The sequence below is a fragment of the Pseudomonas kielensis genome, assembly GCF_030505375.1.
Taxonomy (GTDB): domain Bacteria; phylum Pseudomonadota; class Gammaproteobacteria; order Pseudomonadales; family Pseudomonadaceae; genus Aquipseudomonas; species Aquipseudomonas kielensis.
In genome coordinates, this window is the sequence record NZ_CP130043.1 from 5,786,478 (window position 1) to 5,812,348 (window position 25,871).

Here is a 25,871-nt window from a genome sequence, read left to right on the forward strand (position 1 = left end):
GCGCTCCATTCTGTCAGTCGGGTCAAGGAGACAATCGATGAAAACCCTGGTGGTCGGTGCTAGCAAAGGATTGGGCAAAGCCATGATTGAGGGCCTGGGGGAGCCTGGGGACACGCTGATCGGGGTCTCCCGTAGCCGCCCAGAAAACCTGCAGCCCCTCGCTGGCGTGCAGGTGCGCTGGCTCGAAGCCAACCTCGGCGAACCGGCCGAGGCCGCCCGGGTCATCGAGCAGGCGGTGGCTGCCGAGGGCCTCGACACCTTGATCTACAACCTGGGCATCTGGGAAGAGCGCGCGTTTGATCCGAGCTACAACTTCCTCGCCGATGACGACGAGCACCTGCAAGCCATCGTCAGCTGCAACATCACCGCGCCCATCCTGCTGATCAAGCGCCTGCTGCCGCAGCTGCTGAAAAGCCCTAACCCGCGGATCATCCTCACCGGCTCGACCTCCGGCCTGGCGCAAAGCGGCCGTCCGGAAGTGACCTTCGGCGCCTCCAAGTTTGCCCTGCACGGAATCGCCGATGCACTGCGTGAAGGCTACCGTCAGCAACGCCTGGCGGTCACCTGCCTGAACCTGGGCTACCTGAACACCGACGACCCGCTCAGCACACCCCGCGAGTTGGCCGAGCAGCGTGGCGAGGGCCATTTGATTCCGGTCCACGACGTGGTGCAGGTGGTGCGCATGGTGCTGAGCCTGTCCGCTGCCAGCTACGTTAAGGACATTACCCTGCCGGCCCTGATGGATGAGCGCTTCTGAAATGATCAGGATCAGCACTCCGCAGGACGCCGACGCGGTGGTGGCTGCGAGTGCTGTGGCGCCGGCATTTCAAGGCCGGGACTTGGGAAATCGGTAACCGCGAGGGCAGACTCAGCGCTCGGACATCACCACCATCACTTCGGCATCCGCCCCGTCATCGCTTTGCGCCAGGTAGATATGGCCAATCGCACTGTTGAAGTAGGCGGTTTCGCGGCAGCCGATGCTGATGGACTCGCCGGTTTCAAACTGAATGCGCACCCGCCCGCTGAGCACCAAGGCAAACTCTTGCCCGGGGTGGCGGATGTAGTCGTCGAACTGGGTCAGCTCCCGGGCAAAGATGCGCGCGTACATCGGCGTCATGCTACGCCCGGGAAAATCGCCGGCCATCGGGTGGTAGTCGTAGTTGCCGGTGCTGTAGCCCGCGGCACTGTCGATGGCCGTGCTGACCACCGTCGGTTGCACCAGGTCCGTGCGGTCCTTGGCCGGGCTGAACAACTGGGCGATGTCGACGCTCAGGGCGCGCGCTGCGGCGGCGAGTTTTTCGTAGCTCACCGAGACTTGGGCCAACTCCATTTTCGACAGGGTCGACAAGGCCACGCCTGAACGCTCGGACAATTGCTTGAGGGTCAACTTCTGGTGTTTGCGGATCGCCCGCAGACGTGCGCCAACCTGGGCTCGGTCAATCAGCGGATGGGCCTGGGCATTGGAGGCGAGCGGTGGGCGGCTGGAACTCATGCAGTCTCTCTGTCATACCAATTTTCTGGCCCTGGGGACCCGGGCCGGATGCGTGGCGCGATATTACCTCAAGGCCATGGCTTGACTGATAAATTCTCATATCTTACATTTCTCTTATGTGAGAATTTATCCAGCCAGTGCGGGCGTCGTCTTTTCTCCCCACCCACCACGGAGGTCCCTGGGCATGCACGACAGCGAGTGTTTCGATTTCGTCATCATCGGCGGCGGTATTGCAGGGGCCTCCCTGGCCTATCGCCTGGCGGGACAGGCCAGCGTCCTGGTCCTGGAACGTGAGTCGCAGCCCGGCTATCACGCCACCGGCCGCTCCGCCGCGATGTTCATGGAAGCCTACGGAACCCCGCAGATCCAGGCGTTGACCCGTGCCAGCCGGGCGTTCTACGAACAACCGCCAGCCGGGTTCACCGAACATCCGCTGCTGGAACCCCGGGGCTGCCTGTACATCGCCAGCCCGGACCAACAGCCCCTGCTCGAGCAAACCTATGCCAGCCTGCGCCGTTGCGCAGCCAACGTGTCGTTGATCGATGCCGAGCAAGCCCTGGCCCTGGTGCCGTGCCTGCGGGCCGAGGCCATCGGCGGGGCGATCCTTGAAACTGATGCCCGTGACCTCGATGTGCATGCCTTGCACCAGGGTTTTCTGCGGGCCATGCGCCGCGCCGGCGGTGAGCTGATGTGTGATGCCGAACTGCGTACCGCTCACCGGGAAGGCGATGCCTGGGCCCTGACCCTGGCCGACGGCCGTCAGTTCAGGGCGCGAACCCTGGTCAACGCCGCTGGCGCCTGGGCCGACCAGGTGGCGCAGCTGTGCGACGTGGCCCCGATCGGCCTGCAGCCGTGCCGGCGCAGCGCCTTTACCTTCGACGGCCCCGCAGGCACCGACTTCTCCCGCTGGCCCGCCGTGATCGGCATCGACGAGAGCTTCTACTTCAAGCCCGACGCCGGCCAGTTGCTGGGCTCACCGGCCAACGCCGACCCCGTACACGCCCAGGACGTGATGCCCGAAGAGCTGGATATCGCCACCGGGATCTATCACATCGAAGCCGCCACCTCTTTGCAGATTCGTCGGCCGCGCCACAGCTGGGCCGGCTTGCGCTCATTCGTGGCCGACGGCGACCTGGTGGTCGGCTGGGACGATCAGTGCGCAGGCTTTTTCTGGCTGGCGGCCCAGGGCGGCTATGGCATCCAGTCCGCCGCCGCGGTCTCGCAACTGGCCTGCGCCCTGCTGCTGGATCACCCCTTGCCCGAGCACCTGCACCAGCAAGGCGTCGACCCCCTTCGCCTGGCGCCGGCGCGCTTGCGTTAAACACTTACCCCACCACCGAGGTTCCATGCCATGCCCAACACTCTCCAGCGCTACCCCAGCACCCTGCCCTACCCCTTTTCCAAGGCGATTCGGGTCGGCGACTTCCTGTTCCTTTCCGGGCAGATCCCGATGACCGCCGAAGGTGAAGTGGTGCACGGCGATATCGCCACCCAAACCGCCGCCGTGATGACCCGTATCGGCGAAACCCTGGCCGAATGCGGCGCGGGCTTCGACCAGGTGGTCAAGGCCACGGTCTGGCTCTCGGACATGCAGCATTTCGCCGGTTTCAACCAGGTCTACCAGCGTCACTTCAGCAACGGCTTCCCGGTGCGCTCCACGGTCAGTGCGGGCCTGGCGCTGGGGGTCGACGTGGAAATCGAAGTCCAGGCCTGGGTCGGCACAACCGACTGAGCCACCCCGGCCAAGCATCAGTGCAATACCCCGCAGAGGCTCTGCGCAGCCAATAACAACAATAGATCGAGGGAATTGGTCATGAAAGAAAGTCTGAAAATCGCCGGTGCATTTGTCGGCGTCATCGTCGGCGCGGGGTTTGCCTCGGGCCGGGAGCTGTTGCTGATGTTCGTCGACTTCGGCGTCTGGGGCCTGCTCGGTGCGGTGGTCAGCGCCGCGCTGTTCACCTTCCTCGGCATGGCGCTGGCCGGCATGGGCAGTCGCTTGCAGGCGACGTCCCACAAGGACGTGGTGTACGCCTTGTGCGGCCGCTACCTGGGGACCTTTGTCGATCTGATGATCACCTTCTTCATGTTTGCCGTGACCGTGGTCATGCTGGCAGGCGGGGGGGCGTTGCTGGAGCAGCAATTCGGCATTCCGGCGGTGCTCGGCAGCGTCCTGGTGACCCTGATCGTGGTCGCGGTGGTGTGCCTGGACGTGCATAAGGTGATCGGCATGATCGGGGCGGCGACGCCCTTTCTGATTCTCACCGCCGTGGCGGTGGCCCTGTATGGCGCAGCCAGCCGCGACCTGGAATTCGCCCAGCTCGACCAGTTGGCCAGCCAGCAACAGGCCGGTGCCAGCCATTGGTTGTTGGGGGCATTGCTCTATGTGTCGTACAACATTGTGGCCGGGGTGCCGATCCTGGCGATCATGGGCGGCGCGGCAAAAACCGAAAAGCAGGCGATCTGGGGCGGTATCCTGGGCGGCGCGGCGCTCGGCTTGCTGATGCTGGTGATGAGCCTGGGCCTGCTGTCGCGCCTGGACAGCGTGGCGGACCTGCCGATGCCGATGCTGTCGATCGCCACCGAGATCTCCCCGGTACTGGGGCTTTTGATGGCGCTGATCATCTTTTGCATGATCCTCAACACCGCCGTCGGCACGCTCTACTCCTTCTCGGCCCGCCTGCTGCCGGCCGGCACCCGCACATTCCGCATCGGCTCGGCCGTGGCCGGTGTCCTGGCTTTTGTCGGCAGCCTGGTGGGCTTCATCAGCCTGGTGGGCCAGGTGTATCCGCTGTTCGGCTACCTGGGCTTCCTGCTGATCGCCGCCGTCCTGATCGGCTGGCTGCGCCGGGGTCGCCTCGCAGCGGCCGCGGTGTAAGGGCTTTTTCAGGAGCGGGTGCCCGCTTGCGGCCTGCTCGCGATGGCCTAAAAAACATTGCGTGCCCCCTGAATGCACGCGATATCGTTAACGACCATCGCCGGCAGGCCGGCTCCCACAAGGGAAATTCATACACCAGGCAAAAGCAGGCCGGCCGGTAGGCCGCCTCGCCCGCCCTTACCACTCAACAGGCCGAGCATTCTCGCCTAAATGGGTGTCCGGGGTTAGTAGACCACTACAGTTTGACCTTCACCCAGGCCATCAACAGGGCCGACGACAGCACCCCGGCTGTCATGAAAATGTAGGCCGCGCCAGGGTTGCCGGTCAGGCCGATCAGGTAGCCAACAATCCATGAGCCGATAAAGGCCCCCAGCGCGCCGCAGGCATTGATCAGACCGATAGCGCCACCGAACACGTTGGCCGGCAGGATCTCCGGGATCAGCGCGAAGAACGGACCGTACGGGGCGTACAGTGCAGCACCGGCGAGGGTCAACAAGGCGAACGACCACCAGAAATGACTGGAGCCCAGCAGGTAGGAGCAAAAGAACGCCAACGCCCCCAGGGCCAGCAGCGGCCAGACGAAATGCTTGCGTTGCTGGGATTTGTCCGAGGCCCAGGACACCGCCAGCATGGTGCCGACCGCTGCGACGTAAGGCACCGCACTCAACCAGCCAACCGTGACGATGTCCGCCGCAGCCGCCTGCTTGATAATGGTCGGCAGCCACATGATGAAGCCATAGACCCCGATGCTCCACAGCGCATGGACGCAGCACAGCTGAATCACGATGGGGCTGGTGAAGGCCTGGCGGTAGTTGCGCACCACTTGCATGCCTTTCTGTTCTTCGGCCAGGGTCGCCGCCAACTGGTCTTTTTCCTGACGGCTCAGCCAGTCGACCTGCTCAGGCTTGTCCCGCGCCAGACGCCACCAGACAAACGCCCACAACACGGCAGGCGCGCCTTCGATGACGAACATCTCACGCCAGCCCCAGGCATGGATCAGGTAGCCCGAGACCACCGACATCCACAGCACCGTCACCGGGTTGCCCAGCACCAGGAAGGTGTTGGCCCGCGAGCGCTCCTTGCGGGTGAACCAGTTGCTGATGAAGATCAGCATCGCCGGCATCACTGCCGCTTCGACGATGCCCAGCGAGACCCGGATGACCATCAGCATCGGGATATTGGTCACCAGCCCCGTGGCCATGGCGCAGAAGCCCCAGAGGGTCAGGCTCCAGAACACCAGTTTGCGCACGCTGTACTTCTGCGCGTAGATCGCCCCCGGCACCTGGAAGAAAAAGTAGCCGAGAAAGAACAAGGCACCGATCAAGGACGAGGTGCTCTTGGTAATCCCCAGGTCCTGCTCGATCCCGGCCGCACTGGCAAAGCCATAGTTGGCGCGGTCCAGGTAGGCCAGGCTGTAGGTGATGAAAATCAGCGGAATCAGGTACCACCAGCGTTTGCTGGCAAAGCCCTGGACCTTGGTCTGCCGACGGTTGTCATCGGTCAGCGGCAGTAACGACTCTTTGAGTGCACTCATGGGTGTCCCCTGTTGTTGTTTTTATAACGACGGGTGTTCGGTTCAGACCACGCTGGTCAAGCCGCCATCGACGAACAGCGTCTGGCCATTGATGAAGTCCGAAGCCGGCGAGGCGAGGAAGACCGCCGCGCCACACAACTCCTCGACCCGGCCCCAACGCCCGGCCGGTGTGCGTTTGCACAGCCACTGGGAGAACTCCTGGTTGTCCACCAGCGCGCGGTTCATCTCGGTGGCGAAATACCCAGGGGCCAGGCCATTGGCCTGGATGCCGTGGCGTGCCCACTCGGCGCACATGCCCTTGGTGAGCATTTTCACCGCGCCCTTGGAGGCGGCGTAGGGCGCGATGGTCGGCCGCGCCAGCTCGCTCTGCACCGAGCAGATGTTGATGATCTTGCCGCGACCACGGGCAATCATGTGCCGGGCGACGGCCTGGGAGACATGGAACACCCCGTCCAGGTTGACCCGCATCAGTGCGTGCCAGTCGTTGGGGTCGAAATCCTCCAGGGGGGCACGGCGCTGGATCCCGGCGTTGTTGACCAGAATATCGATGGCCCCACGGGTTGCTTCGAGGTGGTTGATCGCCTCCAGTAGTTGAGCGCGGTCGGTGACGTCAAACACGGCAAAATCGGCGTCGATGCCCTCCTCTTGCAGTTGGCTGGCCACCCTGCGCGCCTTGTCAGCATTGCGATCATTGATCACCACCCTGGCGCCCGCGGCGCCCAGACCCCGGGCCAATTCCAGGCCGATGCCCTTGCCCGAACCGGTGATCAGCGCCCTGCGCCCGTCCAGTCGAAAGCTATCACTGGTGAATCCCATACAGTTCTCCGTCAATGGCCCTTTGTTGTTGAATGGCCTTGGCGGCAGTTCACCGCAGCCCACTCACAGCGTCCAATGGTGATTGCTGATCTGGTGATCAAATTCTATGATCGACGGCTCTTGCCCCCGCTGCCCCGGAGTCCCTGCATGGAAATCAAGCTGTTGCGCTCATTCGTGACCCTGGCCCAGGAGCTGCATTTCGGCCGCGCCGCGCAACGCCTGTCCATCGTGCAGCCGGCCTTGAGCATGCAGATCAAATTGCTCGAGGATGAACTCGGGGTGCGCCTGTTCGAGCGCAACCGGCATTCGGTGGCGCTGACCGAGGTCGGCGCGATCTTCCTTCCGGAAGCGCTGGCGACCCTGCATCAAGCGGCCCACGCCGTGGATGTGGCGAAGGCTTCGGGGCGTGGGGAAATCGGTCGTGTGCGCCTGGGTTTCGTTTCCTCGGTACTGCCGCAACTGCTGCCCACCCTGGTGCGCTCGCTGCATGAGCAATTCCCGCGGATCGAACTGGAGCTCAAGGACATGTCGGGACCGGAGCAAGCCATGGCCCTGAAAAGCGGCCAACTGGACTTTGGCCTGATGCGCTTGCCCGCGGTCACTCCCGGCATCCAGACCCTGGAAGTGGTGCGCGAGAACATGATGCTGGCCTTCCCCAGCGACCACCCCCTGGCCGCATGCGCCAGCCTGACGCCGGCATCGCTGGCCGAGGTGCCGGTGTACATCCTTGCCAGACGCTACGCCCCCGGTTTTTACGATGGCCTGATGCAAGCCCTGGCCAGCCACGGCATCCGGTTGCAGATCCGCGCCGAGCTGGGCGAGTTCACCACCATGCTGGCCCTGGTTTCCGCCGGACTCGGCGTCGGCCTGTTACCCACCAATGCCGGCCGCGCGCTGCCGGCCAATGTGCTGTCCCGCCCCCTGGAATTGGGCGATTACCGTGCCACCACCGGACTGGCCTGGGTCGAGTTGAACAGTGCAGTAAAAAGCAATGTATTCGACCTGATAAACAAAGTGTTCAAAAACGTTACTTGAAAACATGCCATTTTAACTTTTGACGCCAATTTAAAGTTCAACTAACGACAATCATCCGCAACAACACGCCCAACAATTCAGCGTCATGAAAAATAATTAAAACTACCAAACCCAATGAATACGCACACTTCACCAACTTGGATCCATCTATAACCCTCCATTCGTCGCCCGCCTCTCCCCCACCATAAATGGCCATCTGCAAAACAACTACATTCGTCATAAGAGCAATCCATAACGGACCTGCGGCGCGCTGCTGGAGTTCTTATGAAAACAATAAATTTACTGGCTGTTGCCTGCGCACTTGTCTCAGTAACTTCGGCGCCTACTTCAACGGCCGCCGTCAATACCGAGCCGGTGATTGCAGTGGGCCTGCTGGGTAGCTACAGCGAACTGGAATTCAAAGGGCCGAGCAACGACATCGAGCGCATGCCCGAAGGCGGAGTGTTCCTCAACTACGGCAACAAGTTGACCGGCCATGCCGGCCTGGTGTTTCAGGCCGAGATCAGTGGCCAGTACTCGGAAAATCAGGGGCAGCGGGTCAAAGACCTGCAAGCGGACCTGGATCTGGGCTGGCGGCTGGCACTGGATGCCAGCAACTTTCTCGACATGCTGGTGGGCGCTGGCTACAAATGGAATCGTTTTGATCCGGGCTACAACAAATACGATATTGAACTGACCAACCGCACCCCCTTCGCCAAAGTTGCGATTGGCTATAACCATCAGTTCGATACTGCCGCCCTGCGCCTTGAAGCCGGCGCGCGAAGATCCCTGGAGGGCGATGCGCAACTGGATGTCCAGGGTATTTCCAATCAGACCCTGAACTTGCAGAGCAGCACCGACCCTTATGTCGAATTAAGTGTGCTGTTCAACTCGCAAGGCAGTTTACCGATTGTCGCCAGCCTGTATTACAACCGTTTCAACTATGACCCTGAGGGTCAGTTTGACTTCAGTCAGTACGACAAGCAGATCAGGAATGAATACGGGGCAAAACTGGGCATCGTGTTTTAACTGCCGCTCAAACTTTGCACCTTACTTGACCAGGCGCTTTTCCTTGGACGGACGATACCCGAAGTAGGCGCTGTAGCACTTGCTGAAATGGCTCGGCGAGACAAACCCGCAGGCCACCAGCACGTCCACCTGGGACAGTTCGGTGTGCTGCAGCAGACGACGGGCTTCGGTAATGCGCAGTTCCAGGTAGTAACGCTGCGGCGTGGTGCCCAATTGCTCCTTGAACAAGCGTTCGAGCTGGCGCCGCGAACGCCCGGCATAGACCGCCAGTTGCTCGAGCTCCAGCGGCTCTTCGAGGTTGGCATCCATCAGTTTCACCACCTCGCGCAAGGGCGCGCTGAGGCAGACGTTTTCCGTCGGCTTGATGCGCCGGTAGCGCGACTCCTCGAACGCCAGGATGTCCTCGATACCCTCGACCAGGGCTTTGTCGTGCAGGCCCTTGATCCAGTCCAGTGCCATGTGGAAGGCCCCCGAAGGGCTGGACGCAGTGAGCCGGTCGCGATCGATCACGTAGGGCTCACTGCTGACGTGGGTGGCCCGGGCAATTTCCGTGAGGGCGGGACGGTGTTCGGGGTGAATCGCGCAACGATAGCCATCCAGCAGGCCCGCCTTGCCCAGGAACCATGCACCATTCCACAGACCGGCGAGGTGGGCGCCCCGCTCGGCGGCGGTCTTGAGCAGGCCGATGAACTCATCGCTGACCTTGAGCTCGGTACGGTAGCCGCCACAAACCACCAGCAGGTCCAGGTCGTTGATCGCGCCCGCATCGAGACGGGCATCCGGGCGAATGACCAGCCCCAGGTCACTGATGACCTCAGCCTCACCCAGGCCGAACGTGCGGGTCGTGAACAACCCGGGGCGCAGCAGGTTGGCCGTGATCAGGGTATCCAGCGCCTGGGTGAATGCCGGCAAGGAGAAGTGTTCGAGCAGGACAAACCCGGTACGCACCGTGGGCGGCGTGGCATTGGGGGTTTCCTTCAGGTAGCGAAGGTTCTTGCCCTTCATGCCACCGCTGAACTGCCGTCGCTCCATCACGTTCGATCCACTCGAATAGCTGCACCAGGCCGGTGTCTGCTGCGTTGAAAAAAGCCAATGGTAACTGCAGACACGGGCAAAGCCCTAGCGCTGCCCCGGCCCTTGGTCGACCCGGGGCTGACCTGCGATGCAATCGGCTACGCTCAAGGAACGGGGCGCCGGCTCCCCTTGCCTGGCCGCCAAACGTCGGAGATGACCATGTTCAAGTCCTTGAGCCCGATTGTCCTGCTCGCTGCCGCCATCTGTCTCAGCGGCGCGTCCTGCCACGACCAGAGCAGCACCGACCCCGCCGCCGCACAGAACCCGGCCGCCCAGGAGGGGGGCAACAATCGATCGGGTTCCGCGATTGTGCCCCGCCAACAGATCCAGCCTCGCATGCACCGCATGTAGCCATGAGCGCCAGCCAAGTGCTCAGCGTTGATCCAACGGCGCGAGCGCCAGGTAGCTGTCGACGGCATCGTCGATGGTTGCAAAAAACGCCGTTTCACCGAGCCGGTCGAACAGACCGAAACGCTTGAGCTTGTCCTTGACCGGGTCCTTCATCTCGGCCATGCACAACGTGATCCCCGCCGCCTGCAGGGTTTCGTGCAGTTCGGCCAGCATGTCGGCGGAGGTCACATCGACACTGGTCACCGGCTCCGCCGCCACCACCAGCCAGCGCACCGGCGTTGGGGAGGCGGCCACGGCTTCCAGCACGCGGTCGTTGAACAGTTCGCCATTGGCAAAAAACAACGGCGCATCCCAGCGAAACAACACCAGCCCCGGGATCAGGCTCGCGTCAGGGTAACGCTGGATGTCGTGGTAACCCTTGACCCCGGCAGCCTGCCCGAGCACCGCGGAATAAGGCCGCCAGGCATCCCAGAGGAATTCGATAATGGCGATCACGATCGCCAGGCCAATGCCTTCGATCGCCCCCAGTACGGCAACGCCGATGGTGCAGACGATCGACAACCAGAACTCCCAGCGCTGGATTCGGTAGATCCGGCGCAGGTCGCTGACCTCGATCAGGCCGATGGCGGACGCAATCACCACGGCGGCCAGGGCGCTGCTGGGCAGGTCTTGCAACAGGTTCGGCGCCACCATCAGCAGCCCCGCCACCGCCAGCGCACCGACCACCCCGGTGAGTTGGGTCTTGGCTCCAGCGGCTTCGGCCACCGGGGTCCGCGAAGAGCTGCTACTGATGGGAAAGCCCTGGAAAAACCCGGCGGCCAGGTTGGCGAAACCCAGCCCCGCCATTTCCTGGTTCGGGTCGACATAGGTGCGGGTCCGCGCCGCATAGACCCGTGACAGCACGCTGGTGTCGGCGAATGACACCAGGGCCACGGCACAACCGCCGATCAGCACCGGGACGATATCGTCACGGGTGATCCACGGCAGCGCGAATGCCGGCAACCCTTGCGGCAACGAGCCCAGTACCGCCACCCCGGCCCGCGCACCAAGGTCCAGCAGCCCCACGGCGATCGTCGCACCGGCCACCGCGATCAGGATGCCCGGCACACGTTTGTTGCCCTTGAGCAGCAGAATCACGGCCAGGGTGGCAGCGCCCACGGCGAAGGTGGTCCAGTTGCTCCTGCCGTCCAGCACCCCGCTGGTGATCGACCACAGGTTGCGCAGTGGGCCATCGGAGTCGATGGAAAACCCGAACAGCTTGGGCAACTGGCTGATCAGTACGGTCACCGCGATCCCGTTCATGTAGCCATACCGAATCGGTTTGGACAGCAGCTCGGTGATGAACCCCAGGCGCGCGATGCCCGCCAGGATGCACACGGTTCCCGAGACGAGCGCCATCATTCCCGCCAGGGCGATGGCCCGTTGCGGATCGCCACCGGACAGTGGCAGCACCACCGCGAGGATCACCGCCGCCAGGGAGGAGTCCGGCCCCAGCACCAGGATCCGGCTGGGGCCGAACAAGGCATAGGCCAGCAGCGGAATGATGGTCGCGTAGAGTCCATAGATACCGGGCACGCCGGACGCCACCGCATAGGCGATGCCCACGGGCACCAGCATGGTGGTCAGCACCAGCCCGGCGACGATGTCGTGGCGCAACCAGGCGAGCTGGTAATGCCGCAGCGTTTGCAGGCCAGGCAGCCAGCGGGCCCAGCCGGGCTGGCTGTCGCTGGACTGGCGATGGGCGATACGCCCAGGTTCCGGGGCGGGAGGCAAGGGATCCGTCTGGCTCATGGGCGGGGGCCTTCTACTGTAGAGCGAATGGAAAAATCAACAGGGAACAAGATTGGCTATCACGCAGGTACCCAGGCGCGCCGCGCGGCGCTCAGCCGCCGAGGGCGATAATCGCGGCGATCAGCGCAGCGCCGGTGGTGGCCGTGGTCAACGCGCCTTGCCAGGGTTTGCCACCGGCATACTTGGCCAGCACCCAACCGGCAATGAACAGCACCAGCAATCCAATCAGGTTGGACAGACGAACCGCCAGCGCCGTCTGATCGAGCAGCAGGAACGGCACCACGAGGGGAAATGTCGACAACACCACCAGCAGGAAAACCCCGACAGCGCCCTTGAAGTCATCCCAGCCCAGGCGCGGTTGCACCACCGTCGCAGCGTGGCGGATCAACCGTTGCCGCAATGCCTCCAGCTCCTCGGTACCGGCCGCAGCCACCAGGCGCCCGGGTAACGCCTGCGCGATCAGCGCCCGCCCGGCGGCCGGATCCGACCCGCCCCGCAGACTGGCGAGCAACGTGCGCTTGCGGCTGTGTTCGATCAGGCTGCGCAGCAGATACATCACCGCATCGGCCAGGCCCCAGGCCAGGTTGCAGCCCAACGCGGCGATCATCATCGTGCGCTCTTCCTCCTGGCCGCCGGTCGCGACGCTGATGGTGCCGGTGAAGGTCATTGCCATGAGCAGACCGAAGATCACTTCGGTGACTCGCTCGACGGGGTCCAGGACCCGCGCGCACTTTGCGTCGTCTGTGTTGGCCATGCACTGATCCTTATCACTGTTGAATCGATCTGCTGTGCGTTGCGCAAAATTGATTGGCCAGAACACGGGTAACGTCAGCCCCTGGGGCCCGATCCAGTTTCAGTGTAGTGTGAAAAATTCTTCGCGCTGCCTGCCAAAGGCCTGGAGGTCCAGATGTCCGATGCCGAATCCGCCCTGCTGCAAAGCTGGCACCACAACGCCTCTTCCTGGATCGAGGCGGTGCGCAGCGCCAGCATTGAAAGCCGCCGGCAGGTCACTGACCAGGCGATACTGCTGGCAGTGCTCGGGCGCCAGCCCGAACGCGTGCTCGATCTGGGTTGCGGTGAAGGCTGGCTGTTGCGTGAGCTGACAAAACGCGGGATCGAGGCGGTCGGCGTGGACGGTACGCAATCCCTGGTGGAGGCGGCGCGGGCAGCAGGCTCGGCGCCCGTACACCTGGCCAGTTATGAGGCGCTGGTCGAGGCCCGGGTCGATATCGGCAATCAGTACCCGCTGATCTGCGCCAACTTCGCCCTGCTGCACCAGGACATCATCCCCCTGCTCAGCGCCCTGCACGCCCTGCTCGCCCCCGACGGCGCCCTGCTGATCCAGACGTTGCACCCCTGGACGGCGGCAGCGGGCGAGTACCAGGACGGCTGGCGCCAAGAGACCTTCGCCGGGTTCAAGGGCGACTGGCAACCGATGCCGTGGTACATGCGCACCTTGTCCAGCTGGTTCAACGCCTTGGACATGGCCGGCTTCCGGCTGAGCGGCCTGCAGGAACCGCAGCACCCACAGAGCCCGGTGCCGCAGTCACTGCTGTTGATTGCCCAGCGCCAGGACTAAAAAACCGCGTTTACCCAATAAATGCTTGCTGTCGAACCAGGCTCGATCTCGATCCCACTGCTACGCTGATCTCACCTGCCGGCGCTGTGTGTTGGGTAAATCGAGGAATGGTGATGGCCGACTCAAGCAAAAAAATGAGCCTCACCGGGCTCACCACACTGGTGACGGTGAACATGATGGGGTCGGGCATCATCCTGCTGCCCACGAGCATGGCCCAACTGGGGGCCGTCTCGTTGCTGTCATGGATCGTCACGGCCATCGGTTCCATGGCTATCGCCTACTGTTTTTCCCAGTGCGGCATCTATTGCATGCGTTCCGGCGGGTTGTCCGCCTACACCGAGGAAGCCCACGCCAAATCGGGTTTCTTCCTCTGTTCGTACCTGTACTTTCTCTCCCTGGGCATCGCCAACGTGGCCGTCGCCATCTCTGCGGTGGGCTACATGACCTCGTTCGTGCCTTGGCTGGGCAGTGGTGCCATTCCCCTGTTCGTCGGTACGGTCGGCCTGCTCTGGTTGACCACGGTGGCCAACTTCGGGGGCCCGCGCATCACCGGCAAGATCGGTGCGCTGACCGTGTGGGGGGTGATTGTCCCGGTGGCGGGGTTGAGCATCATTGGCTGGTTCTGGTTCAAACCCGAAGTGCTGATTGCCGCCTGGAACCCCAATAACCTGCCGATCTCCGATGCCATCAGCAAAGCCATTCCCCTGACCCTGTGGGCGTTTCTGGGCATGGAGTCGGCGGCCCAGGCCAGCGATGCGGTGGAGAATCCCAAGCGCAACGTGCCCCTGGCCTGCCTGTTCGGTACCCTCGGTGCGGCCGTGGTCTATGTGCTGTCGACGACGGTGATCCAGGGGATGATCCCCAACGCTGAACTGGCCAACTCGACCGCGCCCTTCGCGCTGGTCTATGCCCATATGTTCAACCCCGTGGTGGGCAACATCGTCATGGCGCTGGCCGTGATGGCCTGTGTCGGTTCGCTGCTGGGGTGGCAGTTCACCCTGGCGCAAACGGCAAAGATGACCGCTGACCAAGGGATGTTCCCGAAATTTTTCAGCAAGGTCAGTGCCCAGGATGCCCCCATCATCGGCATGCTGGTGTGCGGCGTGTTGCAGACCTTGATGGCGCTGTCGACCATCTCCCCCAACGCCAGCGCCCAGTTCGCCAAGCTGGTCAGCCTGGCGGCGGTGACCAACCTGATCCCCTACGTGACAGCCGCCACCGGGCTGCTGGTGATGATGTACAAAGCCCGCGTCAGCGCGGCGATCTACACGCGCAACACCGTGCTGTTGCTGATCGCCGTGGCCTATTCGTTGTACGCCCTGTACGCCTGCGGCAAGGATGCGGTGTTCGGCGGCCTGATGGTCCTGGCATTCGGCTACCTGCTCTACGGCTTTCTCTCCAAGCGGTTTGTCGACATCCCTGCACCCGCCGAGGTCGGCACCGGGACCGGGACCGGAACCAATCCCTAGCACTGATTTCCAGATCGCACAGACAGCCGACTGCGGGGCGCCCGACGATGAAGCCACAACGCACCAGAGCCACCCACCTGCTCTTCGCCTGCCTGCTGGCGATGGCGCCGGTTATCGCCAGCGCCAGTACCCTTGAGCGCGTGCGGGCGAGCAATACGTTGACCCTGGGGTATCTGGCCAACCTGGCGCCCTTCAGTGTCCAGGCCGGCGACAGCGCCCAGGGATATGCAATCGACCTCTGCCTGAAAGTCGCCGACAAGCTCAAGAGCGAGCTAGGTTTGCCGACGTTGCAGGTGCGTTACCAACCGATGACCATCGACGATGAGATGTTGGCCGTCAGCTCGGGCAAGGTCGACATCCTCTGTACGCCGACCCCGCCCACCCTGAAGCGCCGACAACGGGTGAGCTATTCGATCCCGATCTACACCGCCGGTCTTTCGGCCGTGGTGCGCCAGGATGCCGCCGAGTCGCTGCTCAATGTACTCAATGGCAAGGTCGCCCGTACCGGCCCGACCTGGCGGGCGACCGTCAATCATGGGCTGTCCAACCAGACCTACGCCACCACCGCTGGCGGCATCAGCGAAGCCTGGATCCGCCAACAGATGCAACTGCTGGGCGTGGTGTCCAACCTGGTCACCGTGCCGGACACCGCCGCGGGCCTCAAGCTGGTCGCCGAAGGCAAGGCCGATGCCTTCTTCGCCGAACGCATGCTGTTGAGCAACCTGCTCGCCAATCAACCCGCCACCTCCAACCTGATCCTGCTGGATCGAGTGTTCGAGTACTCGCCGACGGCCATGGCGCTGGCACGCGATGATGAAGATTTCCGCCTGCTGGTCGACACGGCCCTCAGTGAGATGTATCGCTCAGGCGAGATCGAGCAGGCCTACGCCAGGCACCTGGGCGGTGTCGGCGAGATGGCGAAAAAACTGTTCAAGGTCTATGCGATTCCTTGAGCGCGGTCGGGCCTTGAGCCCGTACCGCACGATCGGCCAGCGTTGCACTGAACAGACTGCGACCCAACTGCCGCGCCAGTTCCAGATGCACCTGCGGGTCTTGGGTTTCCGACTCCAGCAATAACTCAGACGTCATGACCTGGGCCCCGCAGTAATCGAAGATCCCGTGATCAATCTGAGTCTTCATCGCCGGCCCATAGCCGTGCCGTTCGTAGGTGCCGCGGTCCGCGCCACCCACCCCAATCAGGTGCACCTGCAGGTGCTGGAGTTTTTTCAGCAGTGGGGCGTCTGCGGTGAAATCGAATGCCCAGCCATTGGCGAACACCCGATCGATCCAGCCCTTGAGCAGCGCCGGCATCGACCACCAGAACACCGGATACACCAGCACCAGGGCATTGGCGCGGTCGATTCGGGCTTGCTCGGCCACCACGTCGGCAGGCACTGGAGCTTGGCGGTGATGCACGGAAAAATCGGCGGCGCCAAACCTGGGGTCGAAGCCTTCCGCCCACAGGTCGTGCGACTTCAAATGTGTTGCCGTTATCGGCCAGGCCCTGGGCGACCTGCGCCGCGATACTCTGGCTCAGCGAGTGGGGATCATGATGAGCGACCACGATGAGTGCGTGCATGGCAAAACTCCTGCTGACGGGTGAGGACGAGAGCTATATACTTTTAGTAAGTTAACGCCACTAAGTTACTTTTGGTATATAACCATGTCAAGTCGCCAACCGCCCCAGCCAGATCCCACTGCCCCAGCGCGTCGTCGCCTGTCTCGCGAAGACCGCCTGCGTCAGTTACTGGAGGTCGCCTGGCAACTGGTCCGGGAGGAAGGCACCGAGGCCTTGACCCTGGGACGCCTCGCCGAAGCAGCCGGGGTGACCAAACCCGTGGTCTATGACCATTTCGTCACCCGGCCGGGGCTGCTGGCGGCGCTCTATCAGGATTTCGACGGACGCCAGACGGCACTGATGGACGCGGCGCTCGCGGCGAGCGAACCGACCCTGGCCAGTCGGGCAAGCGTAATCGCCAGCTCCTATGTCGAGTGCGTCTTGCTGCAGGGCAACGAGATACCTGGGGTGATCGCAGCGCTGGCGAGCTCGCCGGAGCTGGAAAAAATCAAGGCTGAGTACCAGGCCATCGTCATGGAGAAATGCCGCAGCGCCCTCGCCCCTTTCGCCAAGGGTGCGCAGATTGGAGCCGCCGGCCTGCGCGCGATGCTGGGCGCCGCCGAGGCGCTCTCCCACGCCGCCACGACAGGTGAAATCACCGCTACCGAGGCGCAAGACGAACTGTTTGCAACCATTGTCGCGATGGTCGAACGCAGTGGCAGCTCGGCGGGCCTGTGCTAATTTGCCCGCTGGCTGACTGCACAGGCCTTCGCCCATGTCCATTACTGACAACTTCCAGGCCTTCACCCTCGCGGCCCCCCTACTGACCCTGACACCGGGCCTCGACACCGCATTGGTGCTGCGAACCGCGACGGTAGAGGGTAGACGTCAGGCGATGCGTGCGGCCTTGGGCATCAATGCCGGCTGCTTGCTGTGGGGCGCTGCAGTCGCCTTTGGCCAGGGGGCATTGATCGCGCTGTCGGAGCTGGCCTTCAGCCTGCTCAAGTATTGCGGTGCTGCCGCCCCCAAATCGCCGCTACACACCCCCTGAATCGCCAACAACGAAGACACCCCGCCAATACCAATCCCGATGTAGCCACCCGACTGCATATATTGGGCAGCACGACTGGTAGCGCTGACATGCGTGGCATACCCCGGTATCTGTCCCGGCGCCCCGGCCTTATCCCAATGATGGACCAGGCTTCGACTGGAAATGCCGAGGGTTGTTTTCAGTTCGGAGTATCTTCGATCACGTTATTTAAACTTCAGCAGCACAACTACAATCACGAACCAAGTAGCGCCACCAACCAATATCACTGAATTGATTTTCAGTAGACGTTTAAGGTGGGTAGGGAAGTTTTCAAGATCGTCTGGATCCAGCTCACCGACCTGAAGCGAGCTTCTTGGCATCGTGATCATCTGGGAGATTTTTGCCATCTCCAAGAGGGACCAGATCCAACCGCGCTTCCCGAGATTTGTTCCCCAAATACAAATATAGCGGCTGTTCTTCATTGCCTCTTTCATTGCTTGCAGATGACGACGGCGCAGGTACTGGCTATAGGCAATACTCAAAAAACCAAGCAGGCCTGGGCCGGCCAAAAGCCCGAAAGCGAGCCATGACTTCCAAAACTCTTCCGCTGTCATGGCAAGGTTTTTTCGTACAATATTTCACCTAAATCTTCACCAGCCATACCACCGTACTCCGTACCCACCCAGGCACCTGTCCCCACTATGGCCGCGACACAGACAACACCTCCGATACCTGTGGATACGCCAAGCGCCAGGCAGATTGAACCGCTGGCATATTTGGCTGCCGCGCCCACCAAAGCCCCCGCACCTGTGGCCCCAGCAAACTTCCCTCCCTCGGTAAACCTGACCTTCTCGCAAGCCGCCCCCGAATCGCCAATACACACCTCCTGAATAGCCAACAACGAAGACACCCCGCCAATACCAATCCCGATGTAACCGCCCGACTGCATATATTGGGCAGCACGACTGGTAGCGCTGACATGCGTGGCATACCCCGGTATCTGTCCCGGCGCCCCGGCCTTATCCCAATGATGTACCAGGCTTCGGCTGGAAATACCGAGGGCTGTTTTTAACTTGGAGTAGTCGTCCATCAAGCTACTTAAATTTTATCAGTACGCCTGTAATTAAAAGCCAAACAGCAGTAGTCACTAGCATCAATGACTTGATCTTCAGTAGCCGTTTAAGATGAGGGGGAAAGTTTTCAAGGTCGACAGGATCCAACTCACCGATGCGGATTGATGCCTTTGGCATCATTATCATCCCGGAAATTTTTGCTATCTCCAGCACGGACCAAATCAAACCCCGCTTCCCCAGGCTTGGGCCCCAAACATAAATGTAACGACTGTTCTTCAAGGCCTCTTTAATGGCGTCCAGATGACAGCGACTTAGGTACAAACTGAATGCGAGGCCCGCAGCTGCAAGCAGGCTCCAGCCACCAGTAACAATGATCGCAATCCAGGGAGACCACGTGTCGATACTGGTCATGGTTTTGTAGCTTCGTAAATTCTCTCACCCAAGAGCTCGCCAGCTATACCGCCGACAGTCGTACCCGCCCATGCGCCAGTCCCTACTAAGGCCGCGACGCAGACAACACCCCCGATAGCTGTAGAGACACCAAGAGCCAGGCAGATCGGCATGCCAGCTAATTTGCCTATTTCCCCCCCAACAGCGCCACCAAAGGTGGACAAGCCAAACTTCCCTCCCTCGGTAAACCTGACCTTCTCGCAAGCCGCCCCCGAATCGCCAATACATACCTCCTGGATCGCCAACAACGAAGACACCCCGCCAATACCAATCCCGAGGTAACCACCGGACTGCATATATTGCGCAGCACGACTGGTAGCGCTGACATGCGTGGCATACCCCGGTATCTGTCCCGGCGCCCCGGCCTTGTCCCAATGATGGACCAGGCTTCGACTGGAAATGCCGAGGGCTGTTTTCAACTTGGGGTGATCGCCCAGGGTGGTCTGGCCGCGCAGCCGCGTCGAGTTCAGCAAATGGGCATCCAACTGGCTGATCAGGTGCCTGCGATCGGCGAAGAACTGCGGCGATTTGAGGTGACCATGCTGGCGATAGCTTTCCTGATGCAAGCGCTCCATGGCCTGGAGCGTGTCACGCAGCCTGCTCACGTGGTTTTCCATGACCAGAGCACTGACGCCAAGCCAGGTTGAGGTGTGACCGGTAAAGCTGGCGATTTCAGCAGCGTGGCGAAAGCGAAAATCGGCCTCTTGCGGTGTCAGGGGATCAAGGGTCGCCTTGACCTGTCGAGCGGCCTGCATCAGTTGCGCCTCCTGGTAGGTACAGGAAGTGTTGTTCGGATCGCTGAGCACGATCATCGAACCCGCTTTGACCTCCCCCATACCCGGGTTGAGCGCCTGAAACTTGCTCATCACAGCCCAATCACGCACCGGGAAAAGCGTGGCCTCCAGTGCTTCACGGGTCATGCTTTTGGGTACCACATAGAAGCCTGGCTCCTGAGGTTCCAGACGGTTGAACACTGACGCAGCTGGCTGGCTCGACGGGGAGAAGGCGGATTGCCGCGGCGCTTGCGAGGGGCTGGTGACTGCTGAAGAAGCGGGTTGATCGGCTGTTCTTGTCGTTTGCGGTGCAGCGCTTGATTGCTCAGACGCGATCACTCGGTTGCGGCCCTTGGGACAGCCGCAGTGGATCCCTGCGCCGTCCAGCGCCGTCGCAATCCCCATCCACTTCATTGCAGGCTGGCTTTCAACGATTACGCCGATTTCTCCGCACAGCGGACAAGGTGTGGTTTTATCCCCGAGCCGCAGGACGCCCCGGCCGCCTTGTGTCGCATTGGGCAGGCTGCTGATACACACCGCGCCGGTGGTGGTCAGATCACCGTGCAGACCTTGTCTTATACCGTTGACGCTGGCTCGGATCATGATTCAGCCCCCGCTCGAAGGTAGCTGGCTGGCTTGTTGAAAGCGGCAAGCGGCTGCTCGATAACGGGTGGTTTTTTCCAGCGTTTGGAGAAGCTCTAGGGAGACATCGTCCGTGTACAACAGGGGCAGTGCGGCTTTCATGTTTATGATCCAGATCCTTGGGTGTTTTTTGGCTGCCTTACTCTTGTCACGCCAGTGAGAACGATGGGCGCGAAACCAACCGGCCGATGACCATGAGTAAGAGGATGTGATTGACAGGCAGCACCCTGAAGATGTGGATATCGGGAGTAAATAGGACGTTTCCGTGATGCTCGTGGGAAACGTATTGAGTTAGTCATCCGCGTAGGATTGGAACGTCATAGACGTGATGGTTGCGCCGGGTCAGATGCGGTCCTGACCAAAAAGGGGACAGTCCCCCGCCCCCCTTTTGCAAAATTGGCAATGCCACCAGGGGGCGCTGCGCAACCCAACGCAGCCTTTGGCAGCTGCCACGGGGTGTTCCCAGCCTGGCCGCCTCACACGCCGTTGCCACTGGACGGTTTCAGGCCTGCGGCGAGCACTTCCAGCAAGGCACTGATCCGGGGAAGCGACTGCCGGCTTTTTTGCCAGACCAGGTTGATCGCCTGGCCGTCGGTTGCCAGCCGAGGGAGTACCTCGACCAGGGTCCCCGCCTCCAGGTGCTGCTGGATCAACCAGGTCGGTAGTTGCGCGATGCCGCACCCCGTCAGTACCGAAACCAACAACCCCTCGCCATCCCCCACCACCAGTGTGGCAGGCACCTGCCGGCGCTCGGTTTCGCCGGCGGCGCGGTGGCCGGAAAAGCTCCACGGGCTGACGTTGCCATCCACCCAGCCGTAGGCGATGCATTGATGATGCTGCAGGTCGTCCTCGGTCAGGGGCGTGCCGTGCTGGCTCAAGTACGCGGGTGACGCACAGAAGACATGCCACTCGCTGCCCAGGTAGCGATGGCCCAGGGTATCGGGCCAGATGTCCGCGCCCCCAATGCGCACCACGATGTCGACACCTTCGGCGATCGGGTCGCTGTAACGGTCCGAGAAGGAAACATGCGGCAGCAGCCGGGGATGCGCCTGGGCAAACCGCAAAATGAGCGGCAGTGCCTGGGCCCGGCCGTAGGCACCGGGAAGGTCCAGCCGAACCCGCCCCTGAAGCTCGCTGTTTTCGCTGTGCAGCGACAGCTCTGCCTCTTCCAGCTCGGCCAGCACCCCGGTGCAAGTGCGATAGAACGTCATCCCCGCGTCGGTCAATGCCAGGCGCCGCGTCGTGCGCTGGAACAGCCGAGCCCCCAACCGCGCCTCCAGGCGGGCAATGCTTTTGCTGATGGCCGAGGCCGTCAGGTGCATCCGCTCGGCCGCAATCCGAAAGCTGCCAGCGTCCGCGACACAGACAAACACATCAATGCCCTTCAAGCGTTCTGAAGAAAACATACAAGCCCCACATTCATGAACCAGATTCCGCCAACGGTGGAAAAACCATCCGCAATCTGAACGGCATTCCCCAGTAAGCTGGATTCCAGCGCATCAATCAATGCCTTGCGCCTGACAACGCTCTTGAACCCACCCCGCTGAACCATGAGGCACGGATGCTGGCCACCCTGAAAAATTATCCCGGCACGGTAAAACTGCTGCTCAGTGCCTCCCTGGTCTTGACCCTGGCGCGGGCCGTCACCCTGCCCTATCTGGTGATCTACCTGAGCAGCCACTTCGGCTTGAGCGTGGCGGATGTCGGGCTGGTCATTGGCAGCAGCCTGATCGTCGGGTCGTTGTTGAGCCTTTACGGCGGCTTCCTGGTGGACAGAGTGTCCAGCTACCGACTGATCCTGGCTTGCAGCGCGGTGTTTGCGCTGGGCTTTCTCGGCACGTTCCTGGCCCGCGACCTGTGGCTGTTCTACTTCTGCCTGGTGGTGATCAACCTGGCATACGCGGTGATTGATATCGCGGCCAAATCCGGGTTCGGCCGCTTGCTGGCGCCCGCCGAGCGCAGCAGCGTGTTTTCGATCAAATACACCCTGAGCAATATCGGCTACGCCGTCGGCCCATTGCTGGGCGCCGGGATGGCCCGGCTGGATATCAGTTGGCCTTTCCTGCTGTCCGCGGGACTCGGCGCAGGGTTCTGCGGAGTCTATTGGCGCTGGGGCGACAGAACGCTGCAGGTGCTTGATACGTCCCGCCCGCCCGGCGCATTCCTGGCGATGGGCAGACTGCTGCTCAAGGACCGGCGCCTGGTCTGCTTCACCCTGGGCGGGCTGCTCAGCGCCGTGGTCTTTGGTCAGTTCACCGCCTACCTCTCGCAGTACCTGGTGGTCACCACCACGCCCGAGTTCGCTTATCAGGTCATCAGCGCCCTGGTCACGACCAATGCCATCATGGTCATCAGCCTGCAATACCTCATCGGCCGGAAGATCTCCCAGCGCCAGTTGAACCTCTGGCTGGCGGCGGGCTTGAGCTTGTTCCTGCTGGGGCTGGGCGGGTTTGCCCTGTCGACCAGCGTCATGCTCTGGGTGCTGTCCATGGCCATTTTCACCGTCGGCGAAATCATCGTATTCCCCGCCGAATACATGTTCATCGACCACATTGCCCCAGCCCCTCTGCGGGGCCTGTACTACGGCGCACAAAACCTCAGCAACCTCGGCGCGGCGCTGGGCCCGGTGCTGTGCGGTATCGTCCTGGCGAGCCAGCCTGCGCACTTTATCTTTTACATGCTTGGGGTATTTGTGGTTGCCGGTGGGGTGTTTTACTTTGTTGGCGCTTCAGGTCTGGTGACCGGTAGAAAAACCTGACCTGCAACCGGCCGTCCAAGCAGCATCACGTTATGCGGCGTTTTGACGGGCACCGCGACCTTTTCAGATGAGCTTGCAGGTGTCTCGAGAATCCGGAGCGATTCACTAGCGCCCATCCAGATAACGAAACAGCTCTTCCTCCTGCTCAAAGTGCAATTGCACGAGGGTGTCGAGCCGAATCAACTGGTGTTGCACTTCATCAGCCGGCGTCGTCGCCGGGTCGGAACGAAAGTCATGGCTCATGCGCGCCAGCAGGTGGATAAGGCGAAAAATCTCCCGGTGAGCGTGGCTCATGGCTGCCATCGGGTCCTCGCCCGGCATGCTTCGCGTCAGCAGTGGGTACAGTGCGCTTTCATCTTCGTGTTCATGTGGCGCCAATGAAGTCTGCAGCGTGTCGACCAGCGCCTGCAGGTCGGTCTGTGCTTGCGCAAGCGGACGCTTGGCAAAGTCGCTGGCCAACTGGTGCAGATCACTCAGCACAGTGGCGAGTTGCTGGTGTTCGTCTTGCAGGTGATCGATGTGCGCGGCGGTCAGCTTTCGTTTCCTGCGCCCCCACGACGGCCCCAGTGCCCGCAAGGCGTTAAGGATGATCACCACGTCGATGCCCTCCTGCACCACGGCGCCGATCAAGGGCGGCAGGTAACCGAAGGCCGCCACCACCATGGCCAGCAACGACATGCCCATCCCGACCCGCACACCCTGGCGGGCGATGTGGCAAGTGCGTCGGGCAATGTCCAACGCCTCGACCAGACGATCGAGGCGATCCACCAGCAGGACGACACCCGCGGCTTGTGCCGAAGCCGTGGCACCTCCGGCCCCCATGGCCACACCGACGTTGGCCGCCGCCAGTGCGGGGGCGTCGTTGATGCCATCGCCGACCATCAGGGTGCTGGTGCGCAGGCAACCTTGCTGCACAGCGCGCACTTTTTCCTCGGGGGTCAACCCGGCACGCAGTTCGTCAATCCCGGCAGACAGCGCAATCATCTGTGCGGTTTCCAGGCGATCCCCGGTGAGCATGACGATCCTTTCGATGCCTCTGTTGCGCAGTCGCCGCAGGGTCTGCGGGGTCTCGCGCCGAACGTTGTCGGAGAACACCAGCAGGCCAGCGAGCACCCCGTCGACGTCGATGAAGCTGCCACTGCACGCCAGGTAATCCATGTGGCGCAGCATGGCTGAGGCCCACTCGGTCGCAGGGCTTTGTTCATGAGCAAAAGACAACGTACCAAAACGCACCCGCACGCCATCGACCCGCCCACACAGCCCTGAGCCTGGGCTTTCTTCCACGTCCTGCGGCACGCTGAGGGGCAGTTGGCGCTGATGCGCCGCGTCGACAATGGCCTGGGAGATGGGGTGGGTCGAAGCCTGCGCCAGCGACGCGGCCAGGCCCAGCAGGCGTTGCGGGTCGGTCATCCCGTTGACCTCTATCGACTGCAGACGGGCATGGCCGCTGGTCAGCGTGCCGGTCTTGTCGAGAAACACCTGCTTTACCCCGGCCAATGCCTCCAGCGTCGCGCCATCCTTGACCAGGATCCCGCGCCGTGCCGCCCTCGAAATACCCGACATGATGGAAATGGGTACCGCCAGAATCAACGGGCAAGGCGTCGCCACCACCAGCACCGCCAATGCTCGCAAGGGATCACCACTCACGTGCCAGGCCACGGCGGCAATCAGCAACGTCAGCGGTATGAAATACAACGCATAGCGGTCAGCCAGTCGTACAAAAGGCGCCCGCGAGCGGCGCGCGGCCTCGGCCAGCCGAACGATACCTGCATAGGTGCTTTGCGCTGACGTTCTTGTGGCCGAGAGCAGGAAAGGCGCCCCCACATTGGAAACCCCACTGGGCAGTTGCTCTCCCTGACGATGGGTGACAGGCAACGACTCACCGCTGAGCGCCGACTCGTCGAGAATGGCGGCCGTACTGAGCAGGCAGCCGTCGACTGGCACGACTTCTCCCAACCGTACCAACACGGTTTGATGCGCCTGGATTTGCTCCACGGGGACCTTGCGCAGGCCGCCCTCCTCCTGCAACCAGGCCGTACATGGGGCGCGGTCAACGAGGGCTCGCAGTTCGCGCTCGGCGCGTTGCCTGGTGAAGAACTCCAGGGTGCGCCCGGATGCCAGCATCAACGCAATCACCGCAGCCACCAGGGCTTGCTCGAAAACCAGGGCGGCGGTAATCGACAGCAACGCAATCAAGTCGACCCCCGCCTCCCGGCGAGCCAGGCGCTTGGCGATCTCAACGAGCAGGATCAAGGCCATCACCAGACTGCCGGCAGCCCAGCATACCGATGCCCAGCCAGCCTCTTGTGCAAGGTACGCAACGCCCCCCGCCAACAGCGTGAAGGCGGTGAGTAACAGCAGCGCGGGGTCCAGCCATTTACTGAGCATCGACGCGAGTCCCTCTAAACGATTGGCATTCCCCACGCGGAACATGACGCTGAAGGCTTGATCGTGAGGGTGCCTCCAACGACTAGTGTCAGCGACGCACCTGTAGAGCTTAGGTCCGGAATGCTCAACGTGTCCGATGTGGCGCCTTCATTGAAGCCGAGCACAGGCCTAATGA

The 25,871-nt window shown here is 62.1% G+C and carries 25 protein-coding genes and 2 pseudogenes; 13 read left to right on the forward strand and 14 right to left on the reverse strand.

The genetic code is table 11. The features are described 5' to 3' along the window. Positions 1–37: 37 nt before the first annotated feature. Positions 38–757, forward strand: coding sequence for an SDR family NAD(P)-dependent oxidoreductase (locus Q1W70_RS26775; protein ID WP_166592806.1), 720 nt, complete (start codon positions 38–40; stop codon positions 755–757). 111 nt (positions 758–868) lie between these two features. Here Q1W70_RS26775 and Q1W70_RS26780 read toward each other — a convergent pair whose 3' ends face one another. Then, complete coding sequence (locus tag Q1W70_RS26780; protein WP_166592805.1) at positions 869–1,492, reverse strand: helix-turn-helix domain-containing protein; 624 nt, start codon at positions 1,490–1,492, stop codon at positions 869–871. A gap of 184 nt (positions 1,493–1,676) precedes the next feature. Between Q1W70_RS26780 and Q1W70_RS26785 the strand changes: the two genes are divergently transcribed. The 3 genes from Q1W70_RS26785 (at position 1,677) to Q1W70_RS26795 (ending at position 4,367) form a co-directional block, all read left to right on the forward strand. Continuing rightward, positions 1,677–2,813 (forward strand): NAD(P)/FAD-dependent oxidoreductase, encoded by a 1,137-nt coding sequence (locus Q1W70_RS26785; RefSeq protein WP_166592804.1) that lies wholly within the window; start codon positions 1,677–1,679, stop codon positions 2,811–2,813. 30 nt (positions 2,814–2,843) lie between these two features. Continuing rightward, entirely contained in the window at positions 2,844–3,224 is a 381-nt protein-coding gene (locus Q1W70_RS26790) for a RidA family protein (protein WP_302098423.1), read from the forward strand. 81 nt (positions 3,225–3,305) lie between these two features. Then, a complete protein-coding gene (locus Q1W70_RS26795) occupies positions 3,306–4,367 on the forward strand; it encodes a YkvI family membrane protein (protein ID WP_166592802.1) in 1,062 nt (353 codons plus the stop codon). A 235-nt stretch (positions 4,368–4,602) separates the two neighbouring features. Here the strand turns inward: Q1W70_RS26795 and Q1W70_RS26800 are convergent, their stop codons facing one another. Next, positions 4,603–5,901 carry an MFS transporter gene (locus Q1W70_RS26800; RefSeq protein WP_302098424.1) on the reverse strand — a complete coding sequence of 433 codons (1,299 nt, stop codon included), beginning with the start codon at positions 5,899–5,901 and terminating at the stop codon, positions 4,603–4,605. A 42-nt stretch (positions 5,902–5,943) separates the two neighbouring features. Next, on the reverse strand, positions 5,944–6,717 hold the full coding sequence (locus Q1W70_RS26805; protein ID WP_185819065.1) for a glucose 1-dehydrogenase: 774 nt from the start codon (positions 6,715–6,717) through the stop codon (positions 5,944–5,946). Between the two features lie 147 nt (positions 6,718–6,864). Here Q1W70_RS26805 and Q1W70_RS26810 point away from each other — a divergent pair, with 147 nt between their 5' ends. Beyond that, positions 6,865–7,752 (forward strand): LysR family transcriptional regulator, encoded by an 888-nt coding sequence (locus Q1W70_RS26810; RefSeq protein WP_166592799.1) that lies wholly within the window; start codon positions 6,865–6,867, stop codon positions 7,750–7,752. A 37-nt stretch (positions 7,753–7,789) separates the two neighbouring features. On the opposite strand, the gene Q1W70_RS26815 is transcribed toward Q1W70_RS26810, so the two are convergent. After that, complete coding sequence (locus Q1W70_RS26815) at positions 7,790–7,972, reverse strand: hypothetical protein (RefSeq protein WP_166592798.1); 183 nt, start codon at positions 7,970–7,972, stop codon at positions 7,790–7,792. Between the two features lie 44 nt (positions 7,973–8,016). Here Q1W70_RS26815 and Q1W70_RS26820 point away from each other — a divergent pair, with 44 nt between their 5' ends. Beyond that, entirely contained in the window at positions 8,017–8,760 is a 744-nt protein-coding gene (locus Q1W70_RS26820) for a hypothetical protein (protein WP_302098425.1), read from the forward strand. Positions 8,761–8,781: 21 nt separating this feature from the next. Here Q1W70_RS26820 and Q1W70_RS26825 read toward each other — a convergent pair whose 3' ends face one another. Continuing rightward, complete coding sequence (locus Q1W70_RS26825; protein ID WP_166592796.1) at positions 8,782–9,792, reverse strand: GlxA family transcriptional regulator; 1,011 nt, start codon at positions 9,790–9,792, stop codon at positions 8,782–8,784. A 201-nt stretch (positions 9,793–9,993) separates the two neighbouring features. Between Q1W70_RS26825 and Q1W70_RS26830 the strand changes: the two genes are divergently transcribed. After that, positions 9,994–10,185 (forward strand): hypothetical protein, encoded by a 192-nt coding sequence (locus Q1W70_RS26830; protein WP_166592795.1) that lies wholly within the window; start codon positions 9,994–9,996, stop codon positions 10,183–10,185. A 21-nt stretch (positions 10,186–10,206) separates the two neighbouring features. On the opposite strand, the gene Q1W70_RS26835 is transcribed toward Q1W70_RS26830, so the two are convergent. Beyond that, complete coding sequence (locus Q1W70_RS26835) at positions 10,207–11,976, reverse strand: SulP family inorganic anion transporter (protein WP_166592794.1); 1,770 nt, start codon at positions 11,974–11,976, stop codon at positions 10,207–10,209. Positions 11,977–12,067: 91 nt separating this feature from the next. After that, positions 12,068–12,730 carry a hypothetical protein gene (locus tag Q1W70_RS26840; RefSeq protein WP_302098426.1) on the reverse strand — a complete coding sequence of 221 codons (663 nt, stop codon included), beginning with the start codon at positions 12,728–12,730 and terminating at the stop codon, positions 12,068–12,070. Positions 12,731–12,883: 153 nt separating this feature from the next. Here Q1W70_RS26840 and Q1W70_RS26845 point away from each other — a divergent pair, with 153 nt between their 5' ends. The 3 genes from Q1W70_RS26845 (at position 12,884) to Q1W70_RS26855 (ending at position 15,977) form a co-directional block, all read left to right on the forward strand. After that, positions 12,884–13,555: a class I SAM-dependent methyltransferase gene (locus Q1W70_RS26845; RefSeq protein WP_185819061.1), complete on the forward strand. Its 672-nt coding sequence runs from the start codon at positions 12,884–12,886 to the stop codon at positions 13,553–13,555. A 113-nt stretch (positions 13,556–13,668) separates the two neighbouring features. Further along, on the forward strand, positions 13,669–15,024 hold the full coding sequence (gene potE / locus Q1W70_RS26850) for a putrescine-ornithine antiporter (protein ID WP_265537534.1): 1,356 nt from the start codon (positions 13,669–13,671) through the stop codon (positions 15,022–15,024). Between the two features lie 47 nt (positions 15,025–15,071). Further along, a complete protein-coding gene (locus tag Q1W70_RS26855; RefSeq protein WP_265537533.1) occupies positions 15,072–15,977 on the forward strand; it encodes an amino acid ABC transporter substrate-binding protein in 906 nt (301 codons plus the stop codon). Here the strand turns inward: Q1W70_RS26855 and Q1W70_RS26860 are convergent. Next, a pseudogene (locus Q1W70_RS26860) lies at positions 15,955–16,603 on the reverse strand (NAD(P)H-dependent oxidoreductase). The gene Q1W70_RS26855 and the pseudogene Q1W70_RS26860 overlap by 23 nt on opposite strands. Positions 16,604–16,687: 84 nt before the next feature. Between Q1W70_RS26860 and Q1W70_RS26865 the strand changes: the two are divergent. After that, a complete protein-coding gene (locus Q1W70_RS26865) occupies positions 16,688–17,323 on the forward strand; it encodes a TetR/AcrR family transcriptional regulator (protein WP_265537532.1) in 636 nt (211 codons plus the stop codon). 34 nt (positions 17,324–17,357) lie between these two features. Further along, positions 17,358–17,603, forward strand: a pseudogene (locus Q1W70_RS26870) (LysE family translocator); the annotation flags it as partial. Between the two features lie 233 nt (positions 17,604–17,836). Here the strand turns inward: Q1W70_RS26870 and Q1W70_RS26880 are convergent. The 5 genes from Q1W70_RS26880 to Q1W70_RS26900 all read right to left on the reverse strand — a co-directional run bounded on the left by Q1W70_RS26880 (position 17,837) and on the right by Q1W70_RS26900 (position 21,956). After that, positions 17,837–18,226: a hypothetical protein gene (locus Q1W70_RS26880; RefSeq protein ID WP_265537531.1), complete on the reverse strand. Its 390-nt coding sequence runs from the start codon at positions 18,224–18,226 to the stop codon at positions 17,837–17,839. Further along, positions 18,223–18,702 carry a hypothetical protein gene (locus tag Q1W70_RS26885; RefSeq protein WP_265537530.1) on the reverse strand — a complete coding sequence of 160 codons (480 nt, stop codon included), beginning with the start codon at positions 18,700–18,702 and terminating at the stop codon, positions 18,223–18,225. The genes Q1W70_RS26880 and Q1W70_RS26885 overlap by 4 nt, the downstream gene beginning before the upstream one ends. A 4-nt stretch (positions 18,703–18,706) precedes the next feature. Next, entirely contained in the window at positions 18,707–19,096 is a 390-nt protein-coding gene (locus tag Q1W70_RS26890) for a hypothetical protein (RefSeq protein ID WP_166593177.1), read from the reverse strand. Further along, entirely contained in the window at positions 19,093–20,511 is a 1,419-nt protein-coding gene (locus Q1W70_RS26895; RefSeq protein ID WP_166593176.1) for a PAAR domain-containing protein, read from the reverse strand. The genes Q1W70_RS26890 and Q1W70_RS26895 overlap by 4 nt, the downstream gene beginning before the upstream one ends. A 515-nt stretch (positions 20,512–21,026) precedes the next feature. Then, positions 21,027–21,956, reverse strand: a complete 930-nt coding sequence (locus Q1W70_RS26900; RefSeq protein WP_166592873.1) for a LysR family transcriptional regulator — start codon at positions 21,954–21,956, stop codon at positions 21,027–21,029. Between the two features lie 155 nt (positions 21,957–22,111). On the opposite strand from Q1W70_RS26900, the gene Q1W70_RS26905 reads away from it, so the two are divergent. Then, on the forward strand, positions 22,112–23,308 hold the full coding sequence (locus tag Q1W70_RS26905; RefSeq protein ID WP_302098428.1) for an MFS transporter: 1,197 nt from the start codon (positions 22,112–22,114) through the stop codon (positions 23,306–23,308). Between the two features lie 105 nt (positions 23,309–23,413). On the opposite strand, the gene Q1W70_RS26910 is transcribed toward Q1W70_RS26905, so the two are convergent. Further along, a complete protein-coding gene (locus Q1W70_RS26910) occupies positions 23,414–25,696 on the reverse strand; it encodes a heavy metal translocating P-type ATPase (protein WP_302098429.1) in 2,283 nt (760 codons plus the stop codon). Positions 25,697–25,871: the final 175 nt, after the last annotated feature.

Bases quoted from the DNA above. Each gene is read 5' to 3' on its own strand.
- Q1W70_RS26800 (WP_302098424.1), bottom strand. From the start codon at position 5,901: ATGAGTGCACTCAAAGAGTCGTTACTGCCGCTGACCGATGACAACCGT.
- Q1W70_RS26880 (WP_265537531.1), bottom strand. From the start codon at position 18,226: ATGACAGCGGAAGAGTTTTGGAAGTCATGGCTCGCTTTCGGGCTTTTG.
- Q1W70_RS26855 (WP_265537533.1), top strand. From the start codon at position 15,072: ATGAAGCCACAACGCACCAGAGCCACCCACCTGCTCTTCGCCTGCCTG.
- Q1W70_RS26830 (WP_166592795.1), top strand. From the start codon at position 9,994: ATGTTCAAGTCCTTGAGCCCGATTGTCCTGCTCGCTGCCGCCATCTGT.
- Q1W70_RS26900 (WP_166592873.1), bottom strand. From the start codon at position 21,956: ATGTTTTCTTCAGAACGCTTGAAGGGCATTGATGTGTTTGTCTGTGTC.
- Q1W70_RS26790 (WP_302098423.1), top strand. From the start codon at position 2,844: ATGCCCAACACTCTCCAGCGCTACCCCAGCACCCTGCCCTACCCCTTT.
- Q1W70_RS26835 (WP_166592794.1), bottom strand. From the start codon at position 11,976: ATGAGCCAGACGGATCCCTTGCCTCCCGCCCCGGAACCTGGGCGTATC.
- Q1W70_RS26845 (WP_185819061.1), top strand. From the start codon at position 12,884: ATGTCCGATGCCGAATCCGCCCTGCTGCAAAGCTGGCACCACAACGCC.
- Q1W70_RS26895 (WP_166593176.1), bottom strand. From the start codon at position 20,511: ATGATCCGAGCCAGCGTCAACGGTATAAGACAAGGTCTGCACGGTGAT.
- Q1W70_RS26840 (WP_302098426.1), bottom strand. From the start codon at position 12,730: ATGGCCAACACAGACGACGCAAAGTGCGCGCGGGTCCTGGACCCCGTC.
- Q1W70_RS26785 (WP_166592804.1), top strand. From the start codon at position 1,677: ATGCACGACAGCGAGTGTTTCGATTTCGTCATCATCGGCGGCGGTATT.
- Q1W70_RS26815 (WP_166592798.1), bottom strand. From the start codon at position 7,972: ATGACGAATGTAGTTGTTTTGCAGATGGCCATTTATGGTGGGGGAGAG.
- Q1W70_RS26805 (WP_185819065.1), bottom strand. From the start codon at position 6,717: ATGGGATTCACCAGTGATAGCTTTCGACTGGACGGGCGCAGGGCGCTG.
- Q1W70_RS26825 (WP_166592796.1), bottom strand. From the start codon at position 9,792: ATGGAGCGACGGCAGTTCAGCGGTGGCATGAAGGGCAAGAACCTTCGC.
- Q1W70_RS26865 (WP_265537532.1), top strand. From the start codon at position 16,688: ATGTCAAGTCGCCAACCGCCCCAGCCAGATCCCACTGCCCCAGCGCGT.
- potE (WP_265537534.1), top strand. From the start codon at position 13,669: ATGGCCGACTCAAGCAAAAAAATGAGCCTCACCGGGCTCACCACACTG.
- Q1W70_RS26820 (WP_302098425.1), top strand. From the start codon at position 8,017: ATGAAAACAATAAATTTACTGGCTGTTGCCTGCGCACTTGTCTCAGTA.
- Q1W70_RS26780 (WP_166592805.1), bottom strand. From the start codon at position 1,492: ATGAGTTCCAGCCGCCCACCGCTCGCCTCCAATGCCCAGGCCCATCCG.
- Q1W70_RS26885 (WP_265537530.1), bottom strand. From the start codon at position 18,702: ATGGACGACTACTCCAAGTTAAAAACAGCCCTCGGTATTTCCAGCCGA.
- Q1W70_RS26890 (WP_166593177.1), bottom strand. From the start codon at position 19,096: ATGACCAGTATCGACACGTGGTCTCCCTGGATTGCGATCATTGTTACT.
- Q1W70_RS26810 (WP_166592799.1), top strand. From the start codon at position 6,865: ATGGAAATCAAGCTGTTGCGCTCATTCGTGACCCTGGCCCAGGAGCTG.
- Q1W70_RS26775 (WP_166592806.1), top strand. From the start codon at position 38: ATGAAAACCCTGGTGGTCGGTGCTAGCAAAGGATTGGGCAAAGCCATG.
- Q1W70_RS26795 (WP_166592802.1), top strand. From the start codon at position 3,306: ATGAAAGAAAGTCTGAAAATCGCCGGTGCATTTGTCGGCGTCATCGTC.
- Q1W70_RS26905 (WP_302098428.1), top strand. From the start codon at position 22,112: ATGCTGGCCACCCTGAAAAATTATCCCGGCACGGTAAAACTGCTGCTC.
- Q1W70_RS26910 (WP_302098429.1), bottom strand. From the start codon at position 25,696: ATGCTCAGTAAATGGCTGGACCCCGCGCTGCTGTTACTCACCGCCTTC.